Origin of the sequence: Paenibacillus urinalis, assembly GCF_028747985.1 — a bacterium.
GTDB lineage: Bacteria > Bacillota > Bacilli > Paenibacillales > Paenibacillaceae > Paenibacillus > Paenibacillus urinalis.
The window spans coordinates 1,962,406-1,986,676 of record NZ_CP118108.1 but is presented as its reverse complement, the minus strand read 5'-3'; the positions used below and the strand labels follow the sequence as shown (position 1 = coordinate 1,986,676).

Annotated in this window: 25 protein-coding genes; 5 read left to right on the top strand and 20 right to left on the bottom strand. The window is 45.1% G+C overall.

The features are described 5' to 3' along the window. The first annotated feature begins 55 nt into the window (after positions 1–55). On the top strand, positions 56–928 hold the full coding sequence (locus PUW25_RS09225) for a helix-turn-helix transcriptional regulator (protein WP_052511654.1): 873 nt from the start codon (positions 56–58) through the stop codon (positions 926–928). Positions 929–1,095: 167 nt separating this feature from the next. On the opposite strand, the gene PUW25_RS09220 is transcribed toward PUW25_RS09225, so the two are convergent. Continuing rightward, positions 1,096–1,689: an HD domain-containing protein gene (locus PUW25_RS09220; RefSeq protein ID WP_047909778.1), complete on the bottom strand. Its 594-nt coding sequence runs from the start codon at positions 1,687–1,689 to the stop codon at positions 1,096–1,098. A gap of 207 nt (positions 1,690–1,896) precedes the next feature. On the opposite strand from PUW25_RS09220, the gene PUW25_RS09215 reads away from it, so the two are divergent. Both PUW25_RS09215 and PUW25_RS09210 read left to right on the top strand, forming a co-directional pair. Then, the gene (locus PUW25_RS09215; RefSeq protein WP_274338600.1) at positions 1,897–3,873 is read left to right on the top strand and encodes an elongation factor G; all 1,977 of its coding nucleotides are present in this window, start codon (positions 1,897–1,899) and stop codon (positions 3,871–3,873) included. Positions 3,874–3,908: 35 nt separating this feature from the next. Then, positions 3,909–4,583 (top strand): tetratricopeptide repeat protein, encoded by a 675-nt coding sequence (locus tag PUW25_RS09210; RefSeq protein WP_274338599.1) that lies wholly within the window; start codon positions 3,909–3,911, stop codon positions 4,581–4,583. Positions 4,584–4,666: 83 nt separating this feature from the next. Here the strand turns inward: PUW25_RS09210 and PUW25_RS09205 are convergent, their stop codons facing one another. The 17 genes from PUW25_RS09205 to PUW25_RS09125 all read right to left on the bottom strand — a co-directional run bounded on the left by PUW25_RS09205 (position 4,667) and on the right by PUW25_RS09125 (position 18,313). Beyond that, positions 4,667–5,707 (bottom strand): phosphotransferase, encoded by a 1,041-nt coding sequence (locus PUW25_RS09205; RefSeq protein WP_274338598.1) that lies wholly within the window; start codon positions 5,705–5,707, stop codon positions 4,667–4,669. 79 nt (positions 5,708–5,786) lie between these two features. Continuing rightward, positions 5,787–6,446: a GDSL-type esterase/lipase family protein gene (locus PUW25_RS09200; protein WP_274338597.1), complete on the bottom strand. Its 660-nt coding sequence runs from the start codon at positions 6,444–6,446 to the stop codon at positions 5,787–5,789. 189 nt (positions 6,447–6,635) lie between these two features. Then, positions 6,636–6,836 carry a hypothetical protein gene (locus PUW25_RS09195; protein ID WP_274338596.1) on the bottom strand — a complete coding sequence of 67 codons (201 nt, stop codon included), beginning with the start codon at positions 6,834–6,836 and terminating at the stop codon, positions 6,636–6,638. 65 nt (positions 6,837–6,901) lie between these two features. Continuing rightward, positions 6,902–7,327, bottom strand: a complete 426-nt coding sequence (locus tag PUW25_RS09190; protein WP_047909784.1) for a GNAT family N-acetyltransferase — start codon at positions 7,325–7,327, stop codon at positions 6,902–6,904. Between the two features lie 57 nt (positions 7,328–7,384). Beyond that, positions 7,385–8,389, bottom strand: a complete 1,005-nt coding sequence (locus PUW25_RS09185) for a BadF/BadG/BcrA/BcrD ATPase family protein (RefSeq protein WP_274338595.1) — start codon at positions 8,387–8,389, stop codon at positions 7,385–7,387. Beyond that, complete coding sequence (locus tag PUW25_RS09180; protein WP_047909786.1) at positions 8,382–9,077, bottom strand: hypothetical protein; 696 nt, start codon at positions 9,075–9,077, stop codon at positions 8,382–8,384. Before PUW25_RS09180 ends, PUW25_RS09185 begins: the two co-directional genes overlap by 8 nt. 90 nt (positions 9,078–9,167) lie before the next feature. Further along, on the bottom strand, positions 9,168–9,722 hold the full coding sequence (locus PUW25_RS09175; RefSeq protein ID WP_274338594.1) for a nucleotidyltransferase family protein: 555 nt from the start codon (positions 9,720–9,722) through the stop codon (positions 9,168–9,170). A gap of 89 nt (positions 9,723–9,811) precedes the next feature. Then, complete coding sequence (locus tag PUW25_RS09170; RefSeq protein ID WP_205053384.1) at positions 9,812–10,528, bottom strand: class I SAM-dependent methyltransferase; 717 nt, start codon at positions 10,526–10,528, stop codon at positions 9,812–9,814. 93 nt (positions 10,529–10,621) lie between these two features. Beyond that, on the bottom strand, positions 10,622–10,951 hold the full coding sequence (locus PUW25_RS09165; RefSeq protein ID WP_152557587.1) for a hypothetical protein: 330 nt from the start codon (positions 10,949–10,951) through the stop codon (positions 10,622–10,624). 16 nt (positions 10,952–10,967) lie between these two features. Further along, positions 10,968–11,915 (bottom strand): alpha/beta hydrolase, encoded by a 948-nt coding sequence (locus PUW25_RS09160; protein WP_047909790.1) that lies wholly within the window; start codon positions 11,913–11,915, stop codon positions 10,968–10,970. A gap of 189 nt (positions 11,916–12,104) precedes the next feature. After that, entirely contained in the window at positions 12,105–13,814 is a 1,710-nt protein-coding gene (locus PUW25_RS09155) for an ATP-binding protein (RefSeq protein ID WP_274338593.1), read from the bottom strand. 46 nt (positions 13,815–13,860) lie between these two features. Continuing rightward, positions 13,861–14,913 carry a cobalamin B12-binding domain-containing protein gene (locus PUW25_RS09150; RefSeq protein ID WP_047910209.1) on the bottom strand — a complete coding sequence of 351 codons (1,053 nt, stop codon included), beginning with the start codon at positions 14,911–14,913 and terminating at the stop codon, positions 13,861–13,863. A 205-nt stretch (positions 14,914–15,118) separates the two neighbouring features. Next, positions 15,119–15,424 carry an antibiotic biosynthesis monooxygenase family protein gene (locus PUW25_RS09145; RefSeq protein WP_047909792.1) on the bottom strand — a complete coding sequence of 102 codons (306 nt, stop codon included), beginning with the start codon at positions 15,422–15,424 and terminating at the stop codon, positions 15,119–15,121. 131 nt (positions 15,425–15,555) lie between these two features. Continuing rightward, positions 15,556–16,026 (bottom strand): MarR family winged helix-turn-helix transcriptional regulator, encoded by a 471-nt coding sequence (locus PUW25_RS09140; RefSeq protein ID WP_047909793.1) that lies wholly within the window; start codon positions 16,024–16,026, stop codon positions 15,556–15,558. A gap of 122 nt (positions 16,027–16,148) precedes the next feature. Further along, positions 16,149–16,820 carry a ribose-5-phosphate isomerase RpiA gene (rpiA, locus tag PUW25_RS09135; RefSeq protein WP_047909794.1) on the bottom strand — a complete coding sequence of 224 codons (672 nt, stop codon included), beginning with the start codon at positions 16,818–16,820 and terminating at the stop codon, positions 16,149–16,151. A 168-nt stretch (positions 16,821–16,988) separates the two neighbouring features. Then, positions 16,989–17,606 (bottom strand): TraX family protein, encoded by a 618-nt coding sequence (locus PUW25_RS09130; RefSeq protein ID WP_047909795.1) that lies wholly within the window; start codon positions 17,604–17,606, stop codon positions 16,989–16,991. A gap of 68 nt (positions 17,607–17,674) precedes the next feature. Continuing rightward, positions 17,675–18,313: a CBS domain-containing protein gene (locus tag PUW25_RS09125; protein WP_052511662.1), complete on the bottom strand. Its 639-nt coding sequence runs from the start codon at positions 18,311–18,313 to the stop codon at positions 17,675–17,677. A 192-nt stretch (positions 18,314–18,505) separates the two neighbouring features. Here PUW25_RS09125 and PUW25_RS09120 point away from each other — a divergent pair, with 192 nt between their 5' ends. Together PUW25_RS09120 and PUW25_RS09115 are read left to right on the top strand one after the other, a co-directional pair. Next, positions 18,506–18,964 carry a MarR family winged helix-turn-helix transcriptional regulator gene (locus tag PUW25_RS09120; RefSeq protein ID WP_052511664.1) on the top strand — a complete coding sequence of 153 codons (459 nt, stop codon included), beginning with the start codon at positions 18,506–18,508 and terminating at the stop codon, positions 18,962–18,964. Between the two features lie 52 nt (positions 18,965–19,016). After that, entirely contained in the window at positions 19,017–20,207 is a 1,191-nt protein-coding gene (locus tag PUW25_RS09115) for an MFS transporter (RefSeq protein WP_047909797.1), read from the top strand. A gap of 44 nt (positions 20,208–20,251) precedes the next feature. Here PUW25_RS09115 and PUW25_RS09110 read toward each other — a convergent pair whose 3' ends face one another. Together PUW25_RS09110 and yicI are read right to left on the bottom strand one after the other, a co-directional pair. Beyond that, a complete protein-coding gene (locus PUW25_RS09110; RefSeq protein ID WP_047909798.1) occupies positions 20,252–21,538 on the bottom strand; it encodes a bacillibactin exporter BcbE in 1,287 nt (428 codons plus the stop codon). A gap of 226 nt (positions 21,539–21,764) precedes the next feature. Beyond that, positions 21,765–24,083, bottom strand: coding sequence for an alpha-xylosidase (gene yicI / locus PUW25_RS09105; protein ID WP_047909799.1), 2,319 nt, complete (start codon positions 24,081–24,083; stop codon positions 21,765–21,767). Positions 24,084–24,271 lie beyond the last annotated feature (188 nt).

The following is a 24,271-nucleotide window of genomic DNA, read 5'->3' as shown; positions in this document are numbered from 1 at the left end:
GATTTTGATAAAAAAGTACTCTCATTTGATATTTACGAAAAAGAGGCGATCCCCTATGCGTAACTCACTGAACGCACCTGTTGATACTCGCATTCCCTCTGATATCGAGCTGCCCTTCCGAATGCTCTATTATGAGACCAAGCCCTATGAGCACGAACTTCCCGACCATCTCCATGATTGGCATGAAATGATCTGTGTTCATCAAGGACGGGGCAAAATATTTATCGATCATATGAGCCTAGATATGGAGCCAGGTGACCTGATTATGATTCCAGGAAATACCATTCATCGAATTTTTCCTGATCCGGATAATCTTCTAACTTCCACCGCCTTCTATATCAGCCCTGCATTGTTTCAAGGCATGGGAAATGAAGCTATCTCAACTCTGCTGCTATTTGAGAGGCACCGCCAATCCAAAATTTATAAGCGGCAATTCAGCAGGCAGGAGCTGGACGATGTAGGTCAAATCATCGATCACATCTATACCGAAATGAACAGTCGTAAGCCCATGCGTTCTTACTCCACGCTCCTTCATTTGCAGCTTCTGCTCATCTACTTAACCCGGCTCAGCTTCGTAACGGATCAATCACCAGCGATCATGTCGGGCCCTGAATGGCTTACCCAATCTTTATCCATTATAGAGCACAAGCTGCGTGACAAGGTCTCGCTTGCCCATTTGGCTAAAGAGGCTTCGGTGTCGCCCGCTCATTTCAGCCGCGTATTTAAGCAATTTACGGGAATGACGCCGACAGACTACATCTGTGCAAGACGGATTATCCTGTCCAAGGAACAGCTGATGCATAGCGATCATACGATGGCCGTTATTGCCGAGAGCTGCGGGTTTGACAGTCTTCCTCACTTTTACCGCATGTTCAAAAAGCATACAGGAATGACGCCTGCGAACTATCGTAAAAGTGTACGGATGTAGATACTCGTGACGTTGTTGTCACAACGATTTAACCAACTCGTACCTTTGCGAGAGGAGGCAGTTTATAAAGAAAAAGTCCGGAGGAAGCAAAACTCTACTTCTCCTGGACTTTTTATCAGAACGACTTTCATCACATGCAATCAGTTTTTTGTGAATATGCAGCCTATTCAGGGCAATAAGTATCCTTTTTCTACTGCCTGCTCAAGCAGGCTCGCTGCATATTCAGCAAGTACAGGAGAGGCTTCTGCTATGACTGCAACACGTGCTTTAACTGCGCTGACGGATACCTGATGTGCTCTCCATGCTTTGCCTTCCGTATAGAAGTTATGCAGCACCGGATGAAGACGATCCATAGCCGCAGCATATTTGGCTTCATTCGTCAGCCCTTCTTCAAATTCAAGCCACAGATTCATCCACTCGCTTGCTTGTTCGGCAGGAAGTAAACCAAAGATCCGCTTGGCTGCCGCTACCTCTCTGTCCCATTTATCCTCATAGCCTTTGACATCATAAGCGAAGGTATCTCCTGCATCAATCTCTACCAGATCATGAATCAGCAGCATATGAACTACTTTCTTCAGATCCAGTTGATCATCGATTGCGTGCTCTTTCAAGAGAAGAGCCATGACAGCGATATGCCAGGTATGCTCTGCATCATTCTCCCGCCGTGACCCGTTCATCAGATAGGACTGGCGAAGCACATGCTTAAGCTCATCAATCTCGCGAATAAATTCAATCTGTTTGGCAACTCGTTCTATACTCACTGTTCCATTCTCCTTATCCAGCTCATCATTCGTATTTCATCGATATCCTGCCCTTAAGCATACCACTTCGGGTTTATTGAAGCCAAGTCCTGAGCACATGAAAGGTTGTCTGCAAGATTAGAGCCTCTCATTGTCAAACTGCTGTGGTATAATTACGTTTATAAAAATAGCTGATGCATTAGGGCTGAAATACTGAGGGGTTTAATCGTGGCTAAACATCATCGTAATGTTGGTATTTTCGCGCACGTCGACGCAGGTAAAACGACGACAACCGAGCAAATATTGTATCAAAGCGGAGTTATCCGTGCGCTGGGCAGTGTAAATGAAGGAACAGCATTCACCGATTCGCTGGACATCGAAAAGCAAAGAGGAATATCTGTCAAGGCTGCGGCTACCTCTTTTGTATGGAAGAATTGTACAGTGAATTTAGTAGATACGCCTGGTCATATAGACTTTATATCTGAGGTGGAACGCAGTCTCCGGGTTATGGATGGTGCCACCCTGATCATATCCGCTGCAGACGGGGTACAAGCACAGACGGAAACCATATGGAAAGCACTTCGCAAGCTACATATACCTACTATCATTTATGTAAACAAAATGGATCGGCCGGATATTTCTGTAACGGATATCATGAACAATATAACTTCACTCTTATCTCCCGCGGCCTTGCCTGTTCAGCAGATTCAGTTCGATCAAGAGGTGCTGAGTGATGCGGTATCCATCTTCACTGCAGATGGAATTGACGCTCGTGAGGAGCATAACATCATTGCTGAATGGCTGGCTGATCAGGATGAGGAATTTCTAGAACGATTCATTGAAGGTGAAGATATTTCCCGGAATGAGCTCCACGACCGGATCGCAGCGGAAGCAAGACATGGGAATGCTTTTCCTGTCTGTTTTGGCTCGTCTCAAAAAGGAATCGGAATTCAAGAATTAATGGAAGCCATCATCGATTATCTGCCTGGACCAGCCGGCAATGCGGATGGCCCTCTCTCGGGTGTTGTCTTCAAAGTAGAACGGGATAAATCAATGGGAAGAGCCGTCTATATTCGACTCTATAATGGGAAATTACATACCCGGGATACCGTCACCATTATGAATCGGGGTCTGGAGGAGAAAGTAACCCAAATCCGCAAACTCGAAGGACGAAAAGCGATCGACCTCGGCCAATTTGAAGCAGGGGATATAGCAGCGGTCTACGGTCTTCATGAAGCGCAGATTGGAGACATCATTGGGAGTGAGGCATACGTTCCTCCACTGCCAGGAATGGCGGTCCCATTGCTCACTGTTCAAGTGCACTGCAAGGATGCTGCACAGTATCCCTCCCTCATCGCAGCCCTCCAGGAATTAACGGATGAGGACCCGCTGCTCGGCCTGACATGGCTCAAGGATGAACGGGAGCTGCATCTGAAAGTAATGGGATCGATACAGCTCGAGATCCTGGAGAGCATTTTGCTGAGCAGATTCGGGCTTGCTGTCACATTTGATCCACCATCTGTTATCTATAAAGAAACGCCAGCAGCTGAAGGCGAAGGCTACATCGCCTATACCATGCCTAAGCCTTGCTGGGCTGTACTTCGGTTTGCCATTCGGCCTCTTCCCCGAGGCAGTGGTCTAGTCTATCGCTCAGAGGTTCGTTATGACCATCTATTGGAGCGCTATCAGAATGAAGTGGCACGCCGTGTGCCAGAAGCGCTTGAGCAAGGATTGTATGGCTGGGAAGTAACCGATCTTGAGGTCGTATTGACCTATGGAGAGCATCATGTGTGGCACACGCATCCGCTCGATTTTGTAGTCGCAACTCCCATGGGCATTATGGATGGATTAGATCAAGTGAGAACGACGCTGCTTGAGCCGATGCAGCACTTTCGAATTATCGTGCCGGAAGAGAACGGCGGTAAGGTCCTTAGTGAACTGGTTCATATGCGGGCCGTGTTTGAAGCTCCTTATATTGCACACGGACGATGCACCGTAGAAGGTATTATCCCTGTAGCTACATCCCTGAATTATCCGGTGCAGCTTCGATCAGAGACGAAGGGCAGCGGAATCATGACGACGAGCTATGCAGGTTATCAGGCATGCCCCGAAGGTATCTCGGCCACTCGGAAAAGACGGGGGGTTGATCCACGAGATCAGTCACGTTACATCCTTGCGGTTCGCAATGCCATCAGTTCGTCATAACAGTAGATTAGATAGAAATTATACGGAGGAGATTTATGAGCAAAATCTTAGGTTTTGGACTTCTGCTTTACCTTTTCGGCAACCCATTCGTTGCTATTATTGTATTGCTGCTCATCATTTACTTTCTAGATCGCAGATTTGTCGGTGTGTTCCCAAGCCTGACCAAGCCGTATAAACGAATGCGGAATATATCCAAAAACCGCCAGCAAATCGCGATGAACCCAAATGATGTGACGGCAAAGCTTGATCTGGCGAGACTACTCATTGAACGCAAAAAGTTTAAAGAGGCGAATGAGCTGCTGCGATCCATCGAAGGCGCCTATGAGCATTCGGCTGAATATTGGGATGCACTAGGAACGACCGAGCTTCATCTCGGGCAGCTTGAATCTGGAGAACAGAATATTCTTAGAGCCCTTGAGATCAACCCAAGAGTAAAATACGGGCAGCCTTATCTGCGGCTTGCATCTGCCTATAGAGACAGAGACCACAGCAAGGCCCTTCGCTATGTAGAACAATTCCAGGAAATCTCCTCTTCTTCCAGCGAATCGTATTACTATCTTGGCCTGGTCTATCGTGCGCTAGGGCAGCCAGCTGAAGCCAAGGAGGCCTTCAATCAGTCCATTCTGGTCTATCGATCCCTGCCGAAGTACAAGAAGCGCCAAGAACGCCGCTGGGCGGTACGCAGCCTGTTCCGCAAAATGATGAACTAATTCATTGCACTTTATAGGTAAATGTTCTATACCCTACACAAACAGCTGTACTCCATAATCGTGGAATACAGCTGTTTTATTATCTATTTGGATGGATTCAAAATGCTTGCCAGTTGATCTCTGTGCTTGTCCATCCATTTCATACGTACAAACAGCTCCTCCAATTGCCGTTCAACTACAGAAGGTGGGTCTATGCCCTTTCGCCACCTGGATATGAAGTGCATTACAACATCGAGCCGGCGAAGCAGAATCAGCAGCGGTATAACCGCTCTCTCGTCCTTCTCTAACTCAATCACTGAAGTGAAGCCAGATATGAGTGCAATACATTTCTCCCACATCTTCTCCTCTTCATGGCTCAACATATCCGATAGTGGAACAGCCAGCTCCATCACTCTCACATCACGCGTCGCAAATTCAAAATCCAGAATCGCATAAATTTGACCTTGAGCATTCTCCAGTACGTTAGAAGCATTCATATCACCATGAACGATTTGATGCGGCAGCTGATCGATGGAACGAAGGGCTTCAAATAGCTGTGCAACAGGCTCTGCCATCTCCTTCATTTGTCGAGCTTGATGCTGAAAGACCGGATCAGGCTGATTGAGAAAAGAGAGCAGATATGCTGGCGGGCATTCCGGATAGGAAATATCAAGCCTATAGTAAGGCGGGTATATGGGGGCCTGGGGCAATTCTACTCTCGATAAGGCAGCAGAGAGCTGCCCCACCTGTTTACCGAGCTGTTCATACTGCTGAGGTTCGTTAAGCTCTGGATTCCGGCCCTCTTTATATCGAAATAGAGCGGCGATTCTACCATTACAATAAGTCATCGTATTCCCTTGCAGGGTATGTACTAATTCAGGAATCTCAAATCCTCTCTCCGTTCGTAATAGTGAATCCAGCACCGCATGCTCATACAGCACCTTATCCTGATCCTGATGTGATTCATACAGCCTGAGCACATACCCTTGGTTCCGGATTCGTAACTGATAGGATGAATTGTTCATTCCACCACGAAGTCGGCTTATGCTTAGCTCTGCTGCTTCATAGGGTCCTGGAAAATAGCTATTCCTGATGTCCTGAAGGATATACACCTCATCATCCTGTGTATACTCGTCAACACTCATGCATCCATCTCTCCTTATGTTCAGACGCTTCTAAAGGGAGGAACACAAGCTGTAATACCTGTATTCCCCTTTTCTGTTATTATTTTCTTCGAACACTTGCATTTCCTATCGATGCTAAAGGTTCATAGCCCAGTCTAGCAAGCTGGTCATCGATTACACGGTAGCCCTTGCTGCTCGGATGCACCTGATCAATAAACAGCAGCTCGCGCTCTCTTCCCTGAAAAGCATGTAATAACGGAGCTGCGGCGATATTCTTGCTCGTAAATCCTAGTAAAAATTCATTATACTGCTTCACAAATTGATAAGCTGCTTCACTTCGCGGCATTGGATTATACAGTCCGATCAGACGAATAAAGTAGGGATGCGATTTCTTTTTGAGCTGTCGAATCTCAGAAATAATTTCAGAGACATACTTCTCACAAGACTCAAGCGTTTCAATTAGCACAGGAGAGAGCAAATTCCCCTTAGCATAACGCGCTGCCCGAATCAGATCGTTGCCGCCTATCGAAATCGTAATCACATCTGCCTCTTTAATCAGATAGCGCACGTGCTCATTATATTTTACCATGGACAACAGTCCCTGTGAGGTTAATCCGTTCACGCCTCTATTGCTGACAAGCACCATGCTGCCTAAATGATATTCTAGTCTTTTTCGATAGAGAGGTACAAATCCGCTGCCAAACAATGCACCGATTCCAACAGTGAGTGAATCTCCTAGGGCTAAATATCGGTACACCATATGATTTCCCTCCTTTTATTTTGCTGCCGATCTATTTTAGTTTATGGAGGAATTCAGGCATTTGGCACGGCAAGTTGTCCTTGAGAAGGCTCCCTTCTCACAAAAAAACACATACTACGAATCGAATGAAGGCTCCGAAACGTTCAGTATGTGTTCTCTTATTATGAAACGGATTGATGAATATAGAACTTAAATAAAATAAGCAGCAATACTTCCGATCAGCATGCCCCCGATAAAATAAACACCGCTCTGAGGAAATTTTACTTTGCGCAATTCAGCATACACAATGGCAAGAAAGAGTACGAACATAATAAGCTTCAGCCACAATATTAAAAATGGAACAGCTAGACCTAGCAACAAACCTATGATTCTGTACACTGTTGTTGACAATATACTCTGCTCCTCGCTTGTGAGTTATCCTTCAGCACTGCTCACGCTTCTGCCAGCAAGCAGTCTTATTCCTCTTCCTCTGTCTCAAAGACACAGCGGAAGCGTTCAACCCCAGGATACTGCTCTCCCAGACTGTACACAACAAAGCCCACATTGCGATAAAAATCTACCGCTTCTTCGTCCGTTTCCGCAATAACCGTCTCAGGCTGATATCTGCTGATCATTTCTGAGATGATACCGCGGCCGTACCCTTTTTCCCGGTTCTCGGGTAGTACAGCCAAATGCTTGATCATCACTTTGCTCCCATCCTGCTCAATTCCGATGAGTGCAACGAGCTGACCTTCATCTTCAAATCCGAGCAGCTCCGTGGAATCATTATTTTTATACATCGCAAGTGCTGCTTGAATATGAGCTTCTTCTGGGAGTGTCGAATACCCGATTAACTCCTCTACGATGACATCATTTATACGATCTTTAATAGAAACTAGCAAAATGAAAATCCTCCTGTCCTAATATCCTTAACTATACGTACTTTAGGACTTTTGGCGTCAGATTTCAAGTTCATAGAAATTATATTGCTGTCCAAGCCTCTTCATCATGGACTCTGTTGTTATTTTGCCGGCTGCTTCATAGGCCATCATGACAGCACCTATATCACTCGGGAGTCTCTGTTCAACGTATACAAAAACAGGCTCAGTCTCGTTCTTTGTAGTGCTATTTAATTGTGACAATACGGCCTTCTTTAGATAAGATGAAGTAATGCAGCTCCCGCTGAAGGACACGAGAATTTCAGAAGCACGGAAGGTAGCAGCGATCAGGCGAATGCCGACGGCTGTTTGTCTAGCTGCCTCACTGCATATGTTGACAGCCAGCGGGCTCCCGGTGTCAGCGGCTTCTGTAATGAAATGTGCCATATCCCCAAGCATTCGGTTCTGGCTGCGTTTGTCCACTCCATATCCGCGGAGAGCCAGCTCAGCCAGCTCATGTGTTGATGAGCATCCTAAATGTTGCAGAACTAGATCGACCAATGGCAGGTCAGCCTCTTCATAATAGCCGGAGATGATTGCATAGACCGTTTCATAGGTTATGAATCGGGCTGCGACACGGGCGTAGTGGGCAAAGTCATCATTTCGCACCATTCTGCCTTCTTCATTAATACCGAAAATAAGGGAGCCTGTTCCACCGATGGCTACAATTCCCGGACGACCTAAAAAAATGGAACGATGAGCAGCCAGCGTATCATTAACTACCTGACCATGAGTGGAGATACCTAGCTCCTGAAGAACCTCCATTGCCCACTTCTCGTCTCCAGGCTGATCTATCCCAGCGAGTGCGGCCGTAATCGAAGCGACATGATCCAGCTGTCTTCCTGCTGCTTCTAAGGCATCTAGAATACCGGTGCGAAGATTCTCTTCCGCCTGTATATTATGCAAGCGATTCGTGCCGCCTAAGCGCACCTGTGCCAGAATCTGTCCTGTAAAATCAGCAACCGTCACTCTTGTATAGCTTCCTCCTCCATCGATCCCGATCACGATGTCAGCTCTATTATTCATGTATTACCTCCTGATAAGCATGTTGATCATATTCAGTCTGCGCTTGCCAGGAGGGGAGCAGCCAGCTCAGTTCCTCAGCCGTATCCTGAATAAACTGCTCCACACGCTCCACATCCATGAACCGAAGGGAACGGGGCTTAACAGGTTCCTCCAGCTTCCTTAATATCTCAAACCTGTAATCATCGACTTCGTCCATGCTAACGAGAGCGCCCATAGACAACGCCGGAGCGATCTCCAGCGCCTCCAGTAAATCCTTAGTTTCTGGATGTATATCCATTAGTATGTATTCCAGCTGCAGTACATCACGCTGGTATAAGCTCTGAAAAGATCTAATTTGACTGTACCAGCGGTAAACAATAAATCGCTGTACGTAATTCTCTATCCCTTTGTATACCGTTTCTGCCCACCTTACATCTGCATACAAGTGCGCGGCATATCCCAATAAATATTCGTTGTATTCTTCTCCCAAGCTTCGGTCTGCATGAGCCGAATGGAACAGCTGAATATCTCTAACTCTGGGCAGCACACCTTCAGATGGACAAGAATGACTTGCCCATTTCATCTGTTCATTCGCGCCCTGTCGTACTCGAAAAGCGTTAGGTGCGATACTGCCAAGTACAAAAGACGGTGAGGGCCGCCCTTGCTTTACCAGATGGGCAATCGTTAAATGAACCATTGGCCAAGGCATAATAATTCCCCACTTTTCCCCTTTTTTAATATTGCTATTTCTCTCTAGTCTTTCTTATAGGTGGGTTTGCTTTTGCTATATTGCATCTACTCAGCCGTGCAAAATTAATAAAGGCCAGTGATCCAGCCACTCCTTCTCAAACACTCGCTGCTTAAACAGCCCGGTATGGAGGAAATAGGGACTTTGCCTGACGTTCATTTCAAACAGATCTTGAAGACCAAATGGGCTGACTATCTCCATCTCATCCTGATCATTCAGTCTGATCGCCACGGCAGTTGCGGTTTCAGGCCAATACCTCATAGCATCCTCTACTGATTGGTATGGAGTCGTCCGATTGTTATATTCATGCATGTAGGCTTGATTCTTGACCTGCCAGTTGCGCCTGATCTGGCCGGATTCAAGCTGCTTCTCATACTGCTTGTCTATCCAATCATCTGTCTGATCAGGGTCGTAGTAGATGACGTCAATATCATGAAGAGGTGTATATTGTTTGTATTCATGCAGTACATCCCAAACACGATTGCGGATATATCCTGCAGCGATACATCCCTCGGGAAGCCTTAATTCACGAACACGCTTTAGATCATCCATCACCTGGACATCCTTCATGATCTGATATAGCTGCTCTTCATAGCTTATATTCATAATTCCCTCCTTGCTCTATAAATTATAGTCTATATGTTCATAGGCATTCAATGAATAGTTTGCACTTTTTTTACAATTCAGAATAGGATTTATTCTGACCGCTTCTGGGCTGCAAAACGGATCAGTTGACAGCGAAATTCAGTGGGCTCATCATATTTCTGTTCAGGAATGGCTTGTGTTACACGCTCAGTGAACAATATCTCCCAATCCTTATATTGATCTGCAAGCAATTCTTCTGCATGCAAAGTAGGCAGGTTTAGTTCAATCAAAGGTTCTCTCGGCTTATGATCCTGCAATGACACTTCCTCTACATTCGTACTCATCGTAATGAGATTAATCCCGCCGAGCTTCGTGCCTTCCTTCATTCTCTGAATCACGGTGCGCAGCGCCTCCTCGGAAGACACATGCTCAAGACAGGAACACGCCGCAATATAATCGTACCGATTGTACGCAATATCATAATGCTCTATATCTGCTTGCTCTGCCGATATCATATGGTCTACCTTATATTCCTTGGCATGATCAACGAGACTATGAATAGCCTCTTCCAGTAAATCAACAGCGATCAGCTCACTATTCGTTCCCTTGAGCTGTTCCGCCATCGCAATCGTATTTCTTCCCGCACCAGCTCCAAGGTCAAGTATGGTCACATCCTGCTTCACACGCATTAAGCGCGCAAGACTTTCCATTACAATTGGCATCGGACCGGCCATCCAAGTTCCCTCTTCATAAATATCATGCTCTTGATAAAATTGTTTATGGTAATTCTCTTCCATTTTACGAGCTTCTTCAAATTGTCTATTCATCGAGTAGATACCTCCGTTAATCATTCATTGTAGGATGTATTTACTCTTTAACCCATTCAAAGACTTCTCATTCAGCATGGAAAAATATCCACCCTACGAAAGCCAGCCAAAATAAACGATAGCCCAAACCACAGTAGCGATCAGTCCTCCGGTTACCATCATCTGGCCTACGTCCCGGCGATATTCATCGTCATGGAACAAGAGAAACGTGCCGATTAGGATGGCAATTGGTGACAAGAAAAACGTTATTATAACGAGCAGAACAGCCGAATATTTGTCCACATAGAATAAATCTTCTCCGGGCAGCTCATTCATATCCAGTGACCGTTGTTTCTTGACGGCCAGTTCACCGCAATTCCTGCACTTAAAGACATGGTCGCCAAGTGGCTCCCCGCATCCCGGACAACTCCGATTTTGATTCATCGTAATCCCTCTCTGTTTATCCAGCCTGTTCATTTATCTCCAAATACTTTGTCAAGAACTCACGTACGGCCTGCTTGTAACCATCCGGGTCTATAACAAATGCGGTTCCATGCGCGGCATGGGGAACGGTGAACAAATACTTGTCTCCACCGCTATGTTCATATAGCTCATACACCATGGAGGTAGGTACGAAATCATCCTCTTCCCCATGAATATATAGTACAGGCAGTTGAGTTTTTTTCACTTGCTCCAGAGCAGACGCCTCTTTAAAGCCGTAGCCTGATTTCAGCTTAGTGTATAAGCTTGTCAGCGGAATAAATGGAAATGGAGGCAGCTTAAACATTTGCTTCAATTGATAAGTTAATTCCGCATGAACAGAGGTATATCCACAATCCGCTATAATCGCCTTTATTTGCGGAGGCAGCTTCTCCCCACTTGCCATCAGTACGGTTGCTGCACCCATGGATATGCCATGCAGGATGACCTCGCTGTCTACACCTGTCCGCATAATAACTACCTGCATCCAGTCGATATAGTCCAGTCGGTCATGCCATCCAAAGCTGATATAGTTCCCCTCACTCGCCCCATGTCCACGATCATCCGGCATCAGCACATTATAGCCGAGTTCTTCCACATAGAATTTGGCAAAGGCAGACATGTCATAGCCTCTCCCTGTATAGCCATGAGCCAAGATGACCGTTGTATTCGTCTTAATTTCCGGTTCAATCCATGTGGCCCTAAGCTTCAATCCGTCGAAGGAGGTCAGCTCAAGCTCCTCCCTTTTCTGTGAACGGATCCAGGCATAATCGGGTCCAGAGGATACCACTTGATCACCGGCTGCCTGATCTGCATTTCCCGCCAAGAAAGCTTTTGGGGCACGTGATACAGCCATTTTATAAAAGTGTGACACAATTACCGCCATGATCGCAATGACAACTAGAGCAACAATAACAATCCACCACATTCTAGACTCTCCCCTTCCTATCCATACCATCTTTCTTTCTGTATGATTACTCTATAACGACTTTTCTTTTTATACAACCTATGTCTGTTGATATAGTAAGCGCATTCTGCTGTGCATACTGTGGCGTATCAAAAAAGAGGCATTCTGCTAAAGAATACCTCCTTCATTGATTCAGCTATGAAATTTCCATCACAAGTGCTTCTCCATAGCAGTGCACGCTTCCAGATAAGCAGGCATCAGTGCCTCTAGCAAGCAATCTATTGAATCCAAACGGCCTGATTTAGCTGCCTCCTCTATGGCTGCAAACAAGGTAGATAAATAATGGATACCCAGACTTAAACTGCTGGATTTCAAATCATGCGATACCTCGATTGTACTGCTATAATTTCTGTCCTTCACATATTGGATCAGCCGATTAATTTTGTCAGGTGTATCATTTTGATACATTTCGAGAAGTGTCGATAACAGCTCACTATCCTGATCATCCCCGAGGTCCATCAGCTCAGCCATCGTTTCTTGATTTAAGATTTGATCATCTCTGCCTGTAACCCAGCGCTGTATAATCTCCTTCAGCGCATCCAGAGAGATCGGTTTAGCGATGTAATCGTCCATACCTGCCTGTATGCACTTGTCTCTCTCGCCCGGAAACACATTGCCAGTAAGAGCGATAATCGGCGTATGACGCTTCATCTCATCACGCTCGATTTGGCGTATTTTCTCCGTTGCCTCAATCCCGCCGAGCTTCGGCATGAGGTTATCCATCAAAATAAGCGAGTACGGCTTACTTAAATATGCTGATACGGCTGCTTCTCCGTTCTCTACCGTCTCCACATTGGTAATGCCCAGCTTTTTTAGCTGCACGAGCACGACTTTGCGGTTGATTCCATTATCCTCTGCCAGAAGAATCGGATGTTGTATTTTAGATTGTTCTGCTCTATGCAGCGAATTCGTACGCCGCATACTATATGTCGCAGCATCGCTTGCCTCTCCTGTTACCTTCGCTGATGGGAAGCTGACTTCAATCCAAAATGTTGAGCCTGCATCCTGTTCACTTATTACACCAATCTTACCGCCCATAAGCTCAACAAAGGATTTGCAAATGGACAGCCCAAGTCCTGTTCCACCATGCTCTGACTTCTGCCCTTCTCTTGTTTGCGAGTAAGGCTTAAACAGCATGTCCTGCTCCGCTTGGGATATTCCTATACCATTATCCGTGACCTCGATACGTAATTTCTGCTCATATTCCGTTTGAGACAAGACGATGATACGGATACGAATCAAACCATTATTGGTAAATTTGTTTGCATTGCCCGCTAGGTTCGTAAGTATTTGAGTCATCCGTGCTGAATCACCAGCAAACCGTTCGAATAAAGAGCTGTCAATATCGGCAACAATCCGATTACCTTTGTCAGATACTTTTTGGGATAGTAGAAGTGTTACATGCTTAACGATGGCTCTTAGATCCATTGAAGAAGGGTTAAGCTTCATTTCGCCAGCCTCTAATTTAGATAGATCCAGCAAGTCATTAATAAGATGGAGTAGTATATGGGAAGATTCCTGAATAACCGACACAGACTGTCTCTGCTCCTCCGATAGCTCCGATAGAGAAAGCACTTCAGCCATGCCTAAAATTCCATTAAGCGGGGTTCTGAACTCATGACTCAGAAGAGCAAGAAATTCCGTCTTTGCTTCATTGGCATGCACAGCATCCTCTCTTGCCTCCGTTAATTTCATATTGTTCTTTGTCAGCTCACGCTGGAGTGTAACCAGCTCGTTGTTCATGCTCGAAAATTGTTCGAGCAACCGCTGTTCCTGTTCCTTGCTGCGGATGATTTCTTTATTCAGGTCCTCAATAAGGTGCCGCAGTTTAGTCAACTCTAAATCGTGATAAGAATTCATCATATCCCTCCTTTATCCGTTCATCGTGACACGAAGGGTTCTTGTATTACTTGGCAGATATAAGCTTGTTAGCTAGAGCGATGGCTCCTTTCGCATCTTCTGCATATCCGTCTGCTCCTACTTCCTTCCACAGCATTGAAGCTGTATTAAAAGGCATACCTCCGACCAACACTTTTACTGCTGCCGTCTTCGGATGATTTCGAACCTGTATGATCAGCTCTCTAACAAGATGCACATGATATGTCATGGTTGCAGATAAAGCCAAAACATCGGCTTTATATTTGAGAAGCGAATCGATGAGACTATTATTGGGTACATTTGCTCCCAAATAATATGTATCCCACCCCTCCATTTCAAATTGATCCGTTAGCAGTCGAAGACCAATCTCATGCTGCTCGTTCCCAACACAAGCCGAAACAATACGATGTCCTTTTGCAGATTTCGTGAGCCAATACGGATACAGCCTCGAAATATTTGCCTGTGTAGCTGCTGTGCAAAAATGTTCTTGCGCGACCGTGATTTCACCTGTTTGCCATAGCCTGCCGATTTCATGCTGTGTCATTTGAAAAATATATGTGTATATATCTTTAATAGGTATATGATCCTTAGCCATTTCTTCAACAATCGCAGCAGCGGCGAGTCGATTACCGGACAACAGCTGATCCAGGTAGAGCTTGGCTTCCATGTAATAAGGAAGCTCCTCCCTTACAAACCGCGGAGCAGGCTCTGCTAATCCCACCTCTACCATCCCCAGCTCCAAGTATTCCAGAACAAGCTCCTTGTCTGAGTATTCAAAATATTCTTCAATCATTTCCTTAATTAGCAAAAGATTAATTCTGATGTCTTCATCCGTAACTCGGTAACCTTTAAGCAATGTCTTAAGCCAGGACACGTAATTCGTAAACAGAACAGGGCTTCTCATCATCACACTCTCAGCCAAGAAATTCAAGCTGTATAATGAATCCTGCTTCGTTCTGATCCGTCCAGATTGTCCAAACTTTTGGTCTAGCTCAGGCTGCAGCTCATACTGTCTATCGGTTATTCGCTCAGCCAGCTTATCAGCATCCTTTAATAACGCCTCACCAGCTGCATATTGCATTGAATTCACAACCCATGCAGCTCCTTCCGTGCTTCTACATAAAATAGATTATTCTATCTGAATTATTCTATGATATATGAATCAATTTCAAAATACTTTTAGCTGCTTCAATCAAGGGTATATATAGATCAAAATGATTTTGTTTGTCTATATATAGTTTCAATTACACCATTTTAATGATTTATGAAATTGATTCAAATGATTACTATTCTGCTCGTACCGTATATCTTTTTACGGTCGGCTTAATGTTAGCCAATTCTTGATCCGGATACTTCCGCTCCAAGTCGTGAATGCGCTTGAAGTCGGAGCTTGTCACCCATGCAAGATAATCCTTCTTATCCTGCCAAGTCATATGAACGGTAAGCTCTCCTGGCTTAAATTCGTTCTGCAGCAGCTGAAATGAGATAAATCCAGATGCCTTGTCCACGGAGCGGCTTCGGTTTTGATAGAGACCGACGACCTCCTCTACTTTATCAACTGGAACCTCGACAATCGATTGAACAATGTACAAATGAATGCACTCCTTTTACTCCAAAAATTCATGCACTTCATGATTACTCGATTGTCCCATAAGATGATTACACATGCAAGCATCACCATATATAACAAAAAGGACAGACCCTATGAACAGGGTCCATCCTACTATAGGCTATCGTTTACTTCTGACAGCTTACCGCTTGCTGATAAACCAAGCTTCTTGAGAAGACGAATAGCTTCTCTTTTCTCATCCTCCGAGAGTCCTTGCTCCGCTCTGATAATGACTTCGTGATGTTGAGGGAAGATCTGCTCGAAGAACGCAGTCCCCTCCTCCGTTAGCTCCGCATAAATCACTCTTCGATCCTCCAGAGAGGCTCTGCGTATAAGCAGCTTCTTATTCTGAAGCTTGTCCACCACATAAGTAATGTTGCCGCTGGACATTAAGACCTTTTCCCCAATTTTTTGAAGCGGCTGGGGACCTTTATGATACAAAAGATCAAGAACACCAAATTCAGTCGTATTTAAGCCATGGCTTTGAATATCACGATTGGATCTTGCAGTGACTGAGTTGTATGCTCTTGCAAGCACCACAAATAGTTGAAGCGACAAATCCTTGTCATCGCTAATATTAGACATAACCTTGCCTCCAGTAACTATAATCCACATGAAGTTTGATAAACTCCATTGCTACAATGAAGTTATCACCCCCTGTCTATGGATTTCCTTCCTGTCTTGAATCTATTTCATTTGAAATGGATTCACTTGCGTTTAATTTCTATCGTTCCATCTGCATGTGCAACAACGATCGTATCTGCCATATCTACAAATAAACCGTTATCAACGACACCGGGAATCATGTTGAGCTTCTGGTTCAATGCCTCAGCATCAGAGATGCGGCCCAGCTTGCAATCTGCAATGTAATTTCCGTTGTCTGTCATGTATTTCTCCGAACCGTTCATCCGCCATGCAGGATGGCAGCCCATTTGATCCAGTGCATGGTAGGTCCATTCACAAGCAAACGGAACGATCTCTACAGGCAGTGGGAATTTCCCGAGTGTATGTATTACTTTACTTTCGTCAACGACAATAACGAGACGCCGGCTGTTCATTGCAACAATCTTCTCGCGCAATAGCGCACCGCCGCCGCCTTTGATCAGATTCAGACGTCCATCAACTTCATCTGCTCCATCAATGGTAATATCCAGCCTTCCGATTTCGGAGAACGGGACGAGCGGAATGCCTAGCTCTCTAGCCTGATCCTCCGATGCTTGTGAAGTAGCTACTGTTTCAATTTGCAGTCCTTCGTTCTTTACCCGCTCGCCAAGGCGTTGAATTGCCCAATAAGCCGTTGAGCCTGTGCCTAGTCCAACCTTCATTCCGTCTTTAACATACTCTACTGCTCTCTCTGCAGCTAAACGTTTCAAATCCACCCTGAGCTCAACTCCCAATCTTGTTCGCATTTATATACTATTGTAACCGATTCATGTCACGTATGGAATATATGTTCTTACGTTTATATAAGTCTTGAGATTTGACATTTTGCATTATTATACAGGAATAACTCGGTTTGTTCCATCTGCTTACCAGCATGATCGTCCTTATCTTAGATAAATTCGGACAATTCCTATGATCGCAAGATGCAGAGGATAGAAGATCGTCCATAACCAGCGTGGAACGGAAGATCTGAATGATGCCCCCCTGTACACGGCGAAGGCAATAAATATAGTAGATATCGTGCTCCATATCTGAATTTGTGACTGCAGCATATCTATAATATTCAAGAACAGATGTGCAAACACCATCACGAAGCCTTCAGTGTACCTATAGATCAGCACGAGCAACAAACCATAGATCCCATAATCCATTGTCGATATTTCCATCATGAATCCTGCTGAAATAACAATAAAAATCGCTGCAATTTCATTCTTCACTTTATCCAGCGCCTGTAGTACAAGGAGTGAAGCCAGCAAGGTCCACACGACATTTAATGTGGATTGGTTGAATGCAGCCATAAACGGAATCTGGGATACAACTGCAATAATAAACAAACGGAAGGTATAACGCTTCACATTACGTGTATGTTTATAACCAAGAAATATAGAAAATGCATATACCGGAAAAGCAATCCTTCCTATAATACGCAGAATGCTGTGTTCTGGAAAAAACACAGCTCCTATATGATCAATCAGCATTGTGATCATGGCTATCCAGTGCACTTATCTGCCCCCTTTATGTACACAAAAAGATCAAAATAGATAGATAGAAATGTGTTAACTCCCCCAGGCTAGACTCCTGCCAGCTCAATGAACAACTGGAGCAAAGTCGTCTTGGATACCCTCCCAATGACTTCATGCTCACCTAATTCTCTTACTTCTCCTTCACCACGTATGACGGGTAGACAATTGACCTGATAGCGAATCAGCATCTGGGCAGCGAGAATAGCCGGATCATTAGGCGTGAGTGCAACGGTTTGCGCCCGCCTGGTCATCGTCAGGCTGACAGGAATGCTCTTTAAATCTGCATGACCGAGTGTTACTTTGAGCAAATCCTTACGAGATACAATCCCTACAAAATCATGGCTTTCATTCTCTACAAACAGTGTTCCTGTATTCTCCTGAAATAACATGGCAACTGCATCATATGCCGAACGATGCTCCTGAATCAGAAGCGGCGGTGTCAACACATCGTTAATCGTTAGTCTGGATATCTGTTCATTCATCTGACTGAGCTCATTTACTGCCGTTCCCAGAGTATATCCAACCTTAGGCTTAGCATCCAACAATCCAAGCATCACGAGTATAGACAAATCGGACCTGATGGTAGGACGGCTTAAACCGAGCTGCTCTGCAATATGATCACCTGCGATTGGGGCGTAACGTGCGACCAGATCGATAATTTCCTGTTGTCTGCTCGATAATTCCATAACCGCACCTCCTGTAATTCCCTCGTGTTCACTATTTTAAATATATCATTTCTTCGTCACGCTGACATATAAAGGATCTCTTTTCGTTAAAAGATTGGAATAGCAATTGACAGAAATTATTACATTCAATAATATTAGTATGACAAGCAAATTGACTAAAACGGTTTTTACATTGAAAGGAGTACTATTCGATTGAACACATCCCTGTCTGATCGCTCCATCGGCTTCATGCTCGGTGTTATTCATAGACGTGCAGTTAGTGTAATGACACAGCGTCTCAAAGCCTATGACATCACAACAGAGCAGTGGTCTGTGCTGCTGCAAATTTACATGAACGAGGGCCTGAATCAGCGCGAAATCGCTGTAAAAGCCTATAAAGATCAACCCACCACCACAAGAATACTGGATATGCTGGAAAAGAAGAAGCTGATCATACGCAAGCCTAGCCAAAAGGACCGCCGAGCCTTCGAGCTGTTTCTGACGGATCTCGGCAGAGATCTCTCCGGCACCTTAGTGCCACTAGAGAACCAATTTAATGAAGACATTGCTCAGATTATACCAAAGGAAGACATGGATGTTTTCTGGAAGGTGCTATCCGAGATGGGATCTTATCTTGATACGGTTCTAGAGAAGGAATCGCAAACAAAGTAATGATAGCTACCGCATTTTATTATTGAACACAGAAGGAGTATTAAAAAAACACATGCAGCATGAACAAACGAAATTATGGACGAAGGAATTCGTTATTTTAACACTGTGTAATTTTCTGCTGTTTCTACAGCTACATATGATCATTTCTACCCTGCCGGCTTATGTGCAGGGCGAATTCAACGCAAATTCCTTTCAAGTCAGCCTGTTTACCACCCTGTTTGCCCTCAGCGCGATTATCGCGAGAATCTTCGCTGCCAAGCAGTTAGAAAAAGGAAAGCGCAACTCGATGATCTACTTTGGGATTCTCGTAGCTTTGCTCGCTACTCTTGGCTATCATTTTGCAGCCATCATGGGAACTCTGCTCGTATTGCGCATGGTGTTCGGCGTTGGCTTCGGTATGAGCAGCACCGCCTTCCCTACGATGGCCTCGGATATTATTCCTGTAAAACGGATGGGAGAGGGAATGGGTTACTTCGGTCTGTCTACGAGTCTCGCGATGTCCATCGGGCCCATTGTCGGCTTGTCACTGCTTAACTCTTACGGATTTGGACTGCTGACCTGGTCCACTGCAATTATTATTGTTGTCATTGTCCCGCTTAGTTATATGCTCACCTCCAAAAAAGTGAAAAAGCCGCAGCCGGTAAGCAATCCATTCGCTGTGCCTGAGAAGAAAGGCTTCAACTCCGCACTTGTCATTCCGTCTATACTTAACGGACTCATGGCCGTATCCTATGGAGGCTTGGTCGGCTTCATTGCGATCTTCGGGGCAGAGCAAGGGATTGCTAACCCGGCGCTGTTCTTTTTATTTAACGCCATAGCAATCTTGTTGATTCGACCGATTGCAGGCCGAATATATGATTCAAAAGGACATGGTGCTCTCATTATTCCCGGTTCTATACTCATTATTGTCGGACTCGTTATTCTATCATTTACAAGCTCTACGCTCAGTCTATTCTTTGCCGCTTTCTTGTTTGGATTAGGCTATGGCTCACTTCAGCCAACCTTCCAGACCTGGATGATTCAAGTCGTACATCCTTCGCAGCGCGGCTTGGCCAATGGCATGTTTTTGAACACGCTGGATTTCGGGATTGCCATCGGAGCTCTCTTGCTTGGCATTATCGCCTCTGTTACCAGCTATGCGGATATGTATCGGTACTCCTCACTATTTATAGTGTTGATGCTGGTCATCTACGTCATTTACTCGCGTCTCGCCAAACAGCGTGCAGCTGTACAAGAAGGATAAAACGACAAAACAGCCTGCATTTGATGCAGGCTGTTTTATGCTATTTAAACTTTTCTTTTCACTCTGACCATGCTTTTTCCGCCTAAACGGTAATGCACATTTTTGGACTTTTTGCTATTGCCATTCGTATCGCCCTTATCCTCTGAGGGCCTGATGGCAAACAAGGTAAGCAGAATACCTGCTGCGCCCACAGCGGCAAGCGTCATAAATAGGATAAAATGCGATGTATTCAGCAGAATCGAGATAACGGGCGGACCTAAGGACACCCCGATAAACCGCATACTGCTGAACAATGCCGTGATCGTCCCTCGCTGCTCCTCTTCGATCCCTTCGGTAATCAGCGCATCCAAGCAGGGAAGCGCAGCCCCTATGCCGATTCCACCGGCAGTAAATACACCGATGACATAATATATCTGGCTTGAGAAGCCCATGACAACAAGAGATGCCGTCATTAGGATCAATCCGAAGCAGCCGATCCATTTCATGCGCTTTTTATGCTTACCGATCATCTTCCCACTCCAATAAGAAGACAGGCACAGAGCGGCTAACGGAATTGCCAGGATAAAGCCTTTGGTTACTCCATGGATATCGTATCGGGATTCAAGCACCTCGGACAGATAAAACAGCACCCCAAATATAACAAACATACAAATGCAGCCTACAGCAAAAATGGCATAAAGCCAGCGCCCCTTCTCAGCGAGAATGTCTTTTAAAGATCCGATAAACTCCCGGAAAGAAGGCGCTTCCTTTTTGGTGCCCGGACTTTTTACCAAGAAGATGACAAGGAGCACTGAGATTAGGCACAGAACGGGAATCATCAAAAATGGTGCATACCAGAGCCATACCCCAAGAGCTGCACCAATGATAGGACTAAGCACTTTCCCTAACGTATTAGAAGTTTCAATAATACCCAGGCTCTTGCTTACCTGTTCTTCATCCTCGAACATGTCTCCGACCAGCGGTATCACAATGGGAAAAGCTCCGGCAGCTCCGACGCCCTGTAATAGCCTGCCGCCAAGGATGACCCAATACGCTGCACCATTCGTCAGCCACCAGGCAGCACCAGCTGATACAGCCCCTCCGAGAGCAGCGATGATAAGGCTCGGAATAATGACCGCCTTACGGCCAAACCGATCCGACAAATACCCTGCAATGGGAATTAATATAATGGCCACGACTGCATAGACAGTGATGAGCATGCTAACCATAAAGGTCGACACTTTAAGCTCTCTGGATATTTGCGGCAGGATCGGGATTAATGCTGAATTACCCAAAGTCATAATCAGAGGAATGGATGAAAGTGCTGCCAGATCAAGCTTCTTGTTTTCCATCGGATGTTTACCCACCTTTATTAAGTTTGAAAATGCAATAAGTGCCTGCCAAGAAGCACAGCATCATGTGAGGTTTATCTAATTGCGACTATGTTAATGTGGCTGTTTCATAATAAAATTATACGTGCTCTAAAACCAGGAACCAGTAAACATGAAGTGTATTGAAGGAGTATCTGAAGTACAAAAAAAAGACGGTGCCAGTGGCACCGCCGTATTCTTGAAATGATTATAGTGTAATTGTCAGTTTGCCAGTAAATGCGTCAGGAGTCACGATAACACCATGCTCTCCGTTTGCAGCCGTTCCGCCTTGTACGGCAGATACTTCATGGATACCGCGAAGAACGAGTGTCCAGGCTTTGCCTGTTCCTTCTGTCGTTATTTCAATACTGTCTCCAGAACGAACGGCCTTCACATTCAGCTCTTGTTCAGAACGCGTGCTTACTACATTCGCCTCTGCCTGATTTCCTTCGCCAAGCTCAAACAAATGCAAGGAAACATTCTCAGCATAGTCATACTCGATTACATCATTTACCGCGCCCACTGCGATCAGGCTGTTCGGCTTGATCATCATTGGCAATGTGCGGAAGCTATGATTCTCGCGTACGAAACGTCCACCTTGAATCTTCTCTCCTGTAAGGAAGTTAGTCCAGGTTCCTTCAGGGAGATAGTAAGTGACATCGCCTTCTTTGTTAAAGATCGGTGCAACCAGTACGGAGTCGCCAAACATATATTGAGTGTCCAGGCTGTAGGTTGTAGGATCCTCTGGGAACTCAAGCATCATGGCACGCATCATCGGAATGCCTCGTGCAGTCGATTCTTGGGCAGAATTGTACAGATAAGGCATCAGGCTGATCTTAAGCTTCGTGAAGTCGCGTACAACATCCACAGATTCTTCGTCAAAGAGCCAAGGTACACGATAGGATGTGCTGCCGTGCAGGCGGCTGTGGGAGGACAGAAGTCCAAATTGAACCCAGCGCTTGTACACATCTGGAGTTGCTGTGTTCTCGAAGCCGCTGATGTCATGGCTCCAGAAACCGAACCCGGACAATCCAAGCGACAATCCTCCACGAAGTGATTCGGCCATGGATTCATAAGTCGAGGAGCAATCACCGCCCCAGTGAACAGGGAACTGTTGACCGCCTGCTGTTGCAGAACGAGCGAATAATGCAGCTTCATTCTTGCCAAGCTTCTCTTCCAGCAGCTCGAATACTGCTTTGTTATACAGCTGAGTATAGTAGTTATGCATTTTGACCGGATCCGAACCATCAAAGTAAACGACATCTGTCGGAATTCTTTCACCGAAATCTGTCTTGAAGGAGTCTACACCTTGGTCAAGCAGCACTTCCAGCTTGCTCTTATACCATTTAACGGCATCTGGATTTGTGAAGTCAACAAGAGCCATACCAGCTTGCCACATATCCCATTGCCATACGCTTCCGTCCGCTGTTTTGACCAAATATCCGTTTTCCATACCTTCATCAAACAAATAGGATTTTTCTGCGATATATGGATTAATCCAAGCACAGATTTTAAGTCCTTTATCTTTGAGACGCTTAATCATGCCTTCCGGATCCGGGAACATCTCCTCATCCCATACGAAATCAGACCATTGATATTCCTTCATCCAGAAGCAGTCAAAGTGGAATACGGAGAGAGGTAGATCACGCTCAGCCATACCGTCCACAAAGTGATTTACCGTTCCTTCATCATAATCTGTTGTAAAGGAAGTCGTCAGCCACAGACCAAATGTCCATGCTGGTGGAAGTGCAGGCTTACCTGTCAATTTCGTATAGTTGTCAAGCACATCCTTCGGATTGTCACCGCCGATGATGAAGTATTCCAAAGTCTCTCCCTCAACACTGAATTGAACCTTGGATACGTTCTCTGACGCAATCTCATAAGATACACGTTCAGGATGGTTTACAAACACACCATAGCCTTTGTTGGATAGATAGAATGGAATGTTCTTGTAGGATTGCTCACTGCTTGTACCGCCATCTTCATTCCATGTCTCAACGATTTGTCCATTCTTAACGAATGGAGTAAAGCGCTCTCCAAGACCATAAATGTATTCACCAACGCCCAGATCCAGCTGCTCACGGAAGTATGCTTCCTTGTTCGGCCCTGTAATATAACCAGCTTGTCTATGACCGCTGCCTGTAATCCGCTTGCCGCCATATAGGAAGCTGATGTCCCAGCCGTTTGTTTTGTCAATCTGAACTTCCAGATTACCGCTCTTCAGTACAGCGCCTTGCTCGTTCTTAGAGATTTCAACATTTGTATCCTGATTCAAAAGCTCGAATTCAGGACCTTTTTTCACTCTGCCCTTATGGTGGTTCAATGTTACACGGATTACGTTAGGCATAGGAGAACTGTAAGTTGCTTTCAGCAATGTACCGTTCAAAGTGTTACCCTTGGTGCGAATATATTTAGTAGCCGCATGAACGGTTAGAGAATTATCTTTTTGTACAATATCACGAATATCAGTTGGGTTTTGAATATGATACCCTTCACGAGTCATCCAGAATCCATCAGTAAATTTCATGTTTTCTTTCCCCCTTCGGTTATACTATAATAATATTGATATTTTATTTGATTTTCTTACGTTATTTTGATGAATAGTATCAATATTTTGATATACTCTCATCTTAGTTGTCACTTTATATTAACATAACGCACATATTATGGAAGCGATTTCAATCAGAGAAGCTTTTTTCTCCTATTATATAGAAG

Coding starts and splice junctions, on each gene's coding strand:
- PUW25_RS09225 (WP_052511654.1), top strand. CDS start 56: ATGCGTAACTCACTGAACGCACCTGTTGATACTCGCATTCCCTCTGAT.
- PUW25_RS09210 (WP_274338599.1), top strand. CDS start 3,909: ATGAGCAAAATCTTAGGTTTTGGACTTCTGCTTTACCTTTTCGGCAAC.
- PUW25_RS09205 (WP_274338598.1), bottom strand. CDS start 5,707: ATGAGTGTTGACGAGTATACACAGGATGATGAGGTGTATATCCTTCAG.
- PUW25_RS09200 (WP_274338597.1), bottom strand. CDS start 6,446: ATGGTGTACCGATATTTAGCCCTAGGAGATTCACTCACTGTTGGAATC.
- PUW25_RS09185 (WP_274338595.1), bottom strand. CDS start 8,389: ATGAATAATAGAGCTGACATCGTGATCGGGATCGATGGAGGAGGAAGC.
- PUW25_RS09180 (WP_047909786.1), bottom strand. CDS start 9,077: ATGCCTTGGCCAATGGTTCATTTAACGATTGCCCATCTGGTAAAGCAA.
- PUW25_RS09175 (WP_274338594.1), bottom strand. CDS start 9,722: ATGAATATAAGCTATGAAGAGCAGCTATATCAGATCATGAAGGATGTC.
- PUW25_RS09170 (WP_205053384.1), bottom strand. CDS start 10,528: ATGAATAGACAATTTGAAGAAGCTCGTAAAATGGAAGAGAATTACCAT.
- PUW25_RS09165 (WP_152557587.1), bottom strand. CDS start 10,951: ATGAATCAAAATCGGAGTTGTCCGGGATGCGGGGAGCCACTTGGCGAC.
- PUW25_RS09160 (WP_047909790.1), bottom strand. CDS start 11,915: ATGTGGTGGATTGTTATTGTTGCTCTAGTTGTCATTGCGATCATGGCG.
- PUW25_RS09155 (WP_274338593.1), bottom strand. CDS start 13,814: ATGAATTCTTATCACGATTTAGAGTTGACTAAACTGCGGCACCTTATT.
- PUW25_RS09150 (WP_047910209.1), bottom strand. CDS start 14,913: ATGCAATATGCAGCTGGTGAGGCGTTATTAAAGGATGCTGATAAGCTG.
- PUW25_RS09140 (WP_047909793.1), bottom strand. CDS start 16,026: ATGTCTAATATTAGCGATGACAAGGATTTGTCGCTTCAACTATTTGTG.
- PUW25_RS09125 (WP_052511662.1), bottom strand. CDS start 18,313: ATGGAATTATCGAGCAGACAACAGGAAATTATCGATCTGGTCGCACGT.
- PUW25_RS09115 (WP_047909797.1), top strand. CDS start 19,017: ATGCAGCATGAACAAACGAAATTATGGACGAAGGAATTCGTTATTTTA.
- PUW25_RS09110 (WP_047909798.1), bottom strand. CDS start 21,538: ATGGAAAACAAGAAGCTTGATCTGGCAGCACTTTCATCCATTCCTCTG.
- yicI (WP_047909799.1), bottom strand. CDS start 24,083: ATGAAATTTACTGATGGATTCTGGATGACTCGTGAAGGGTATCATATT.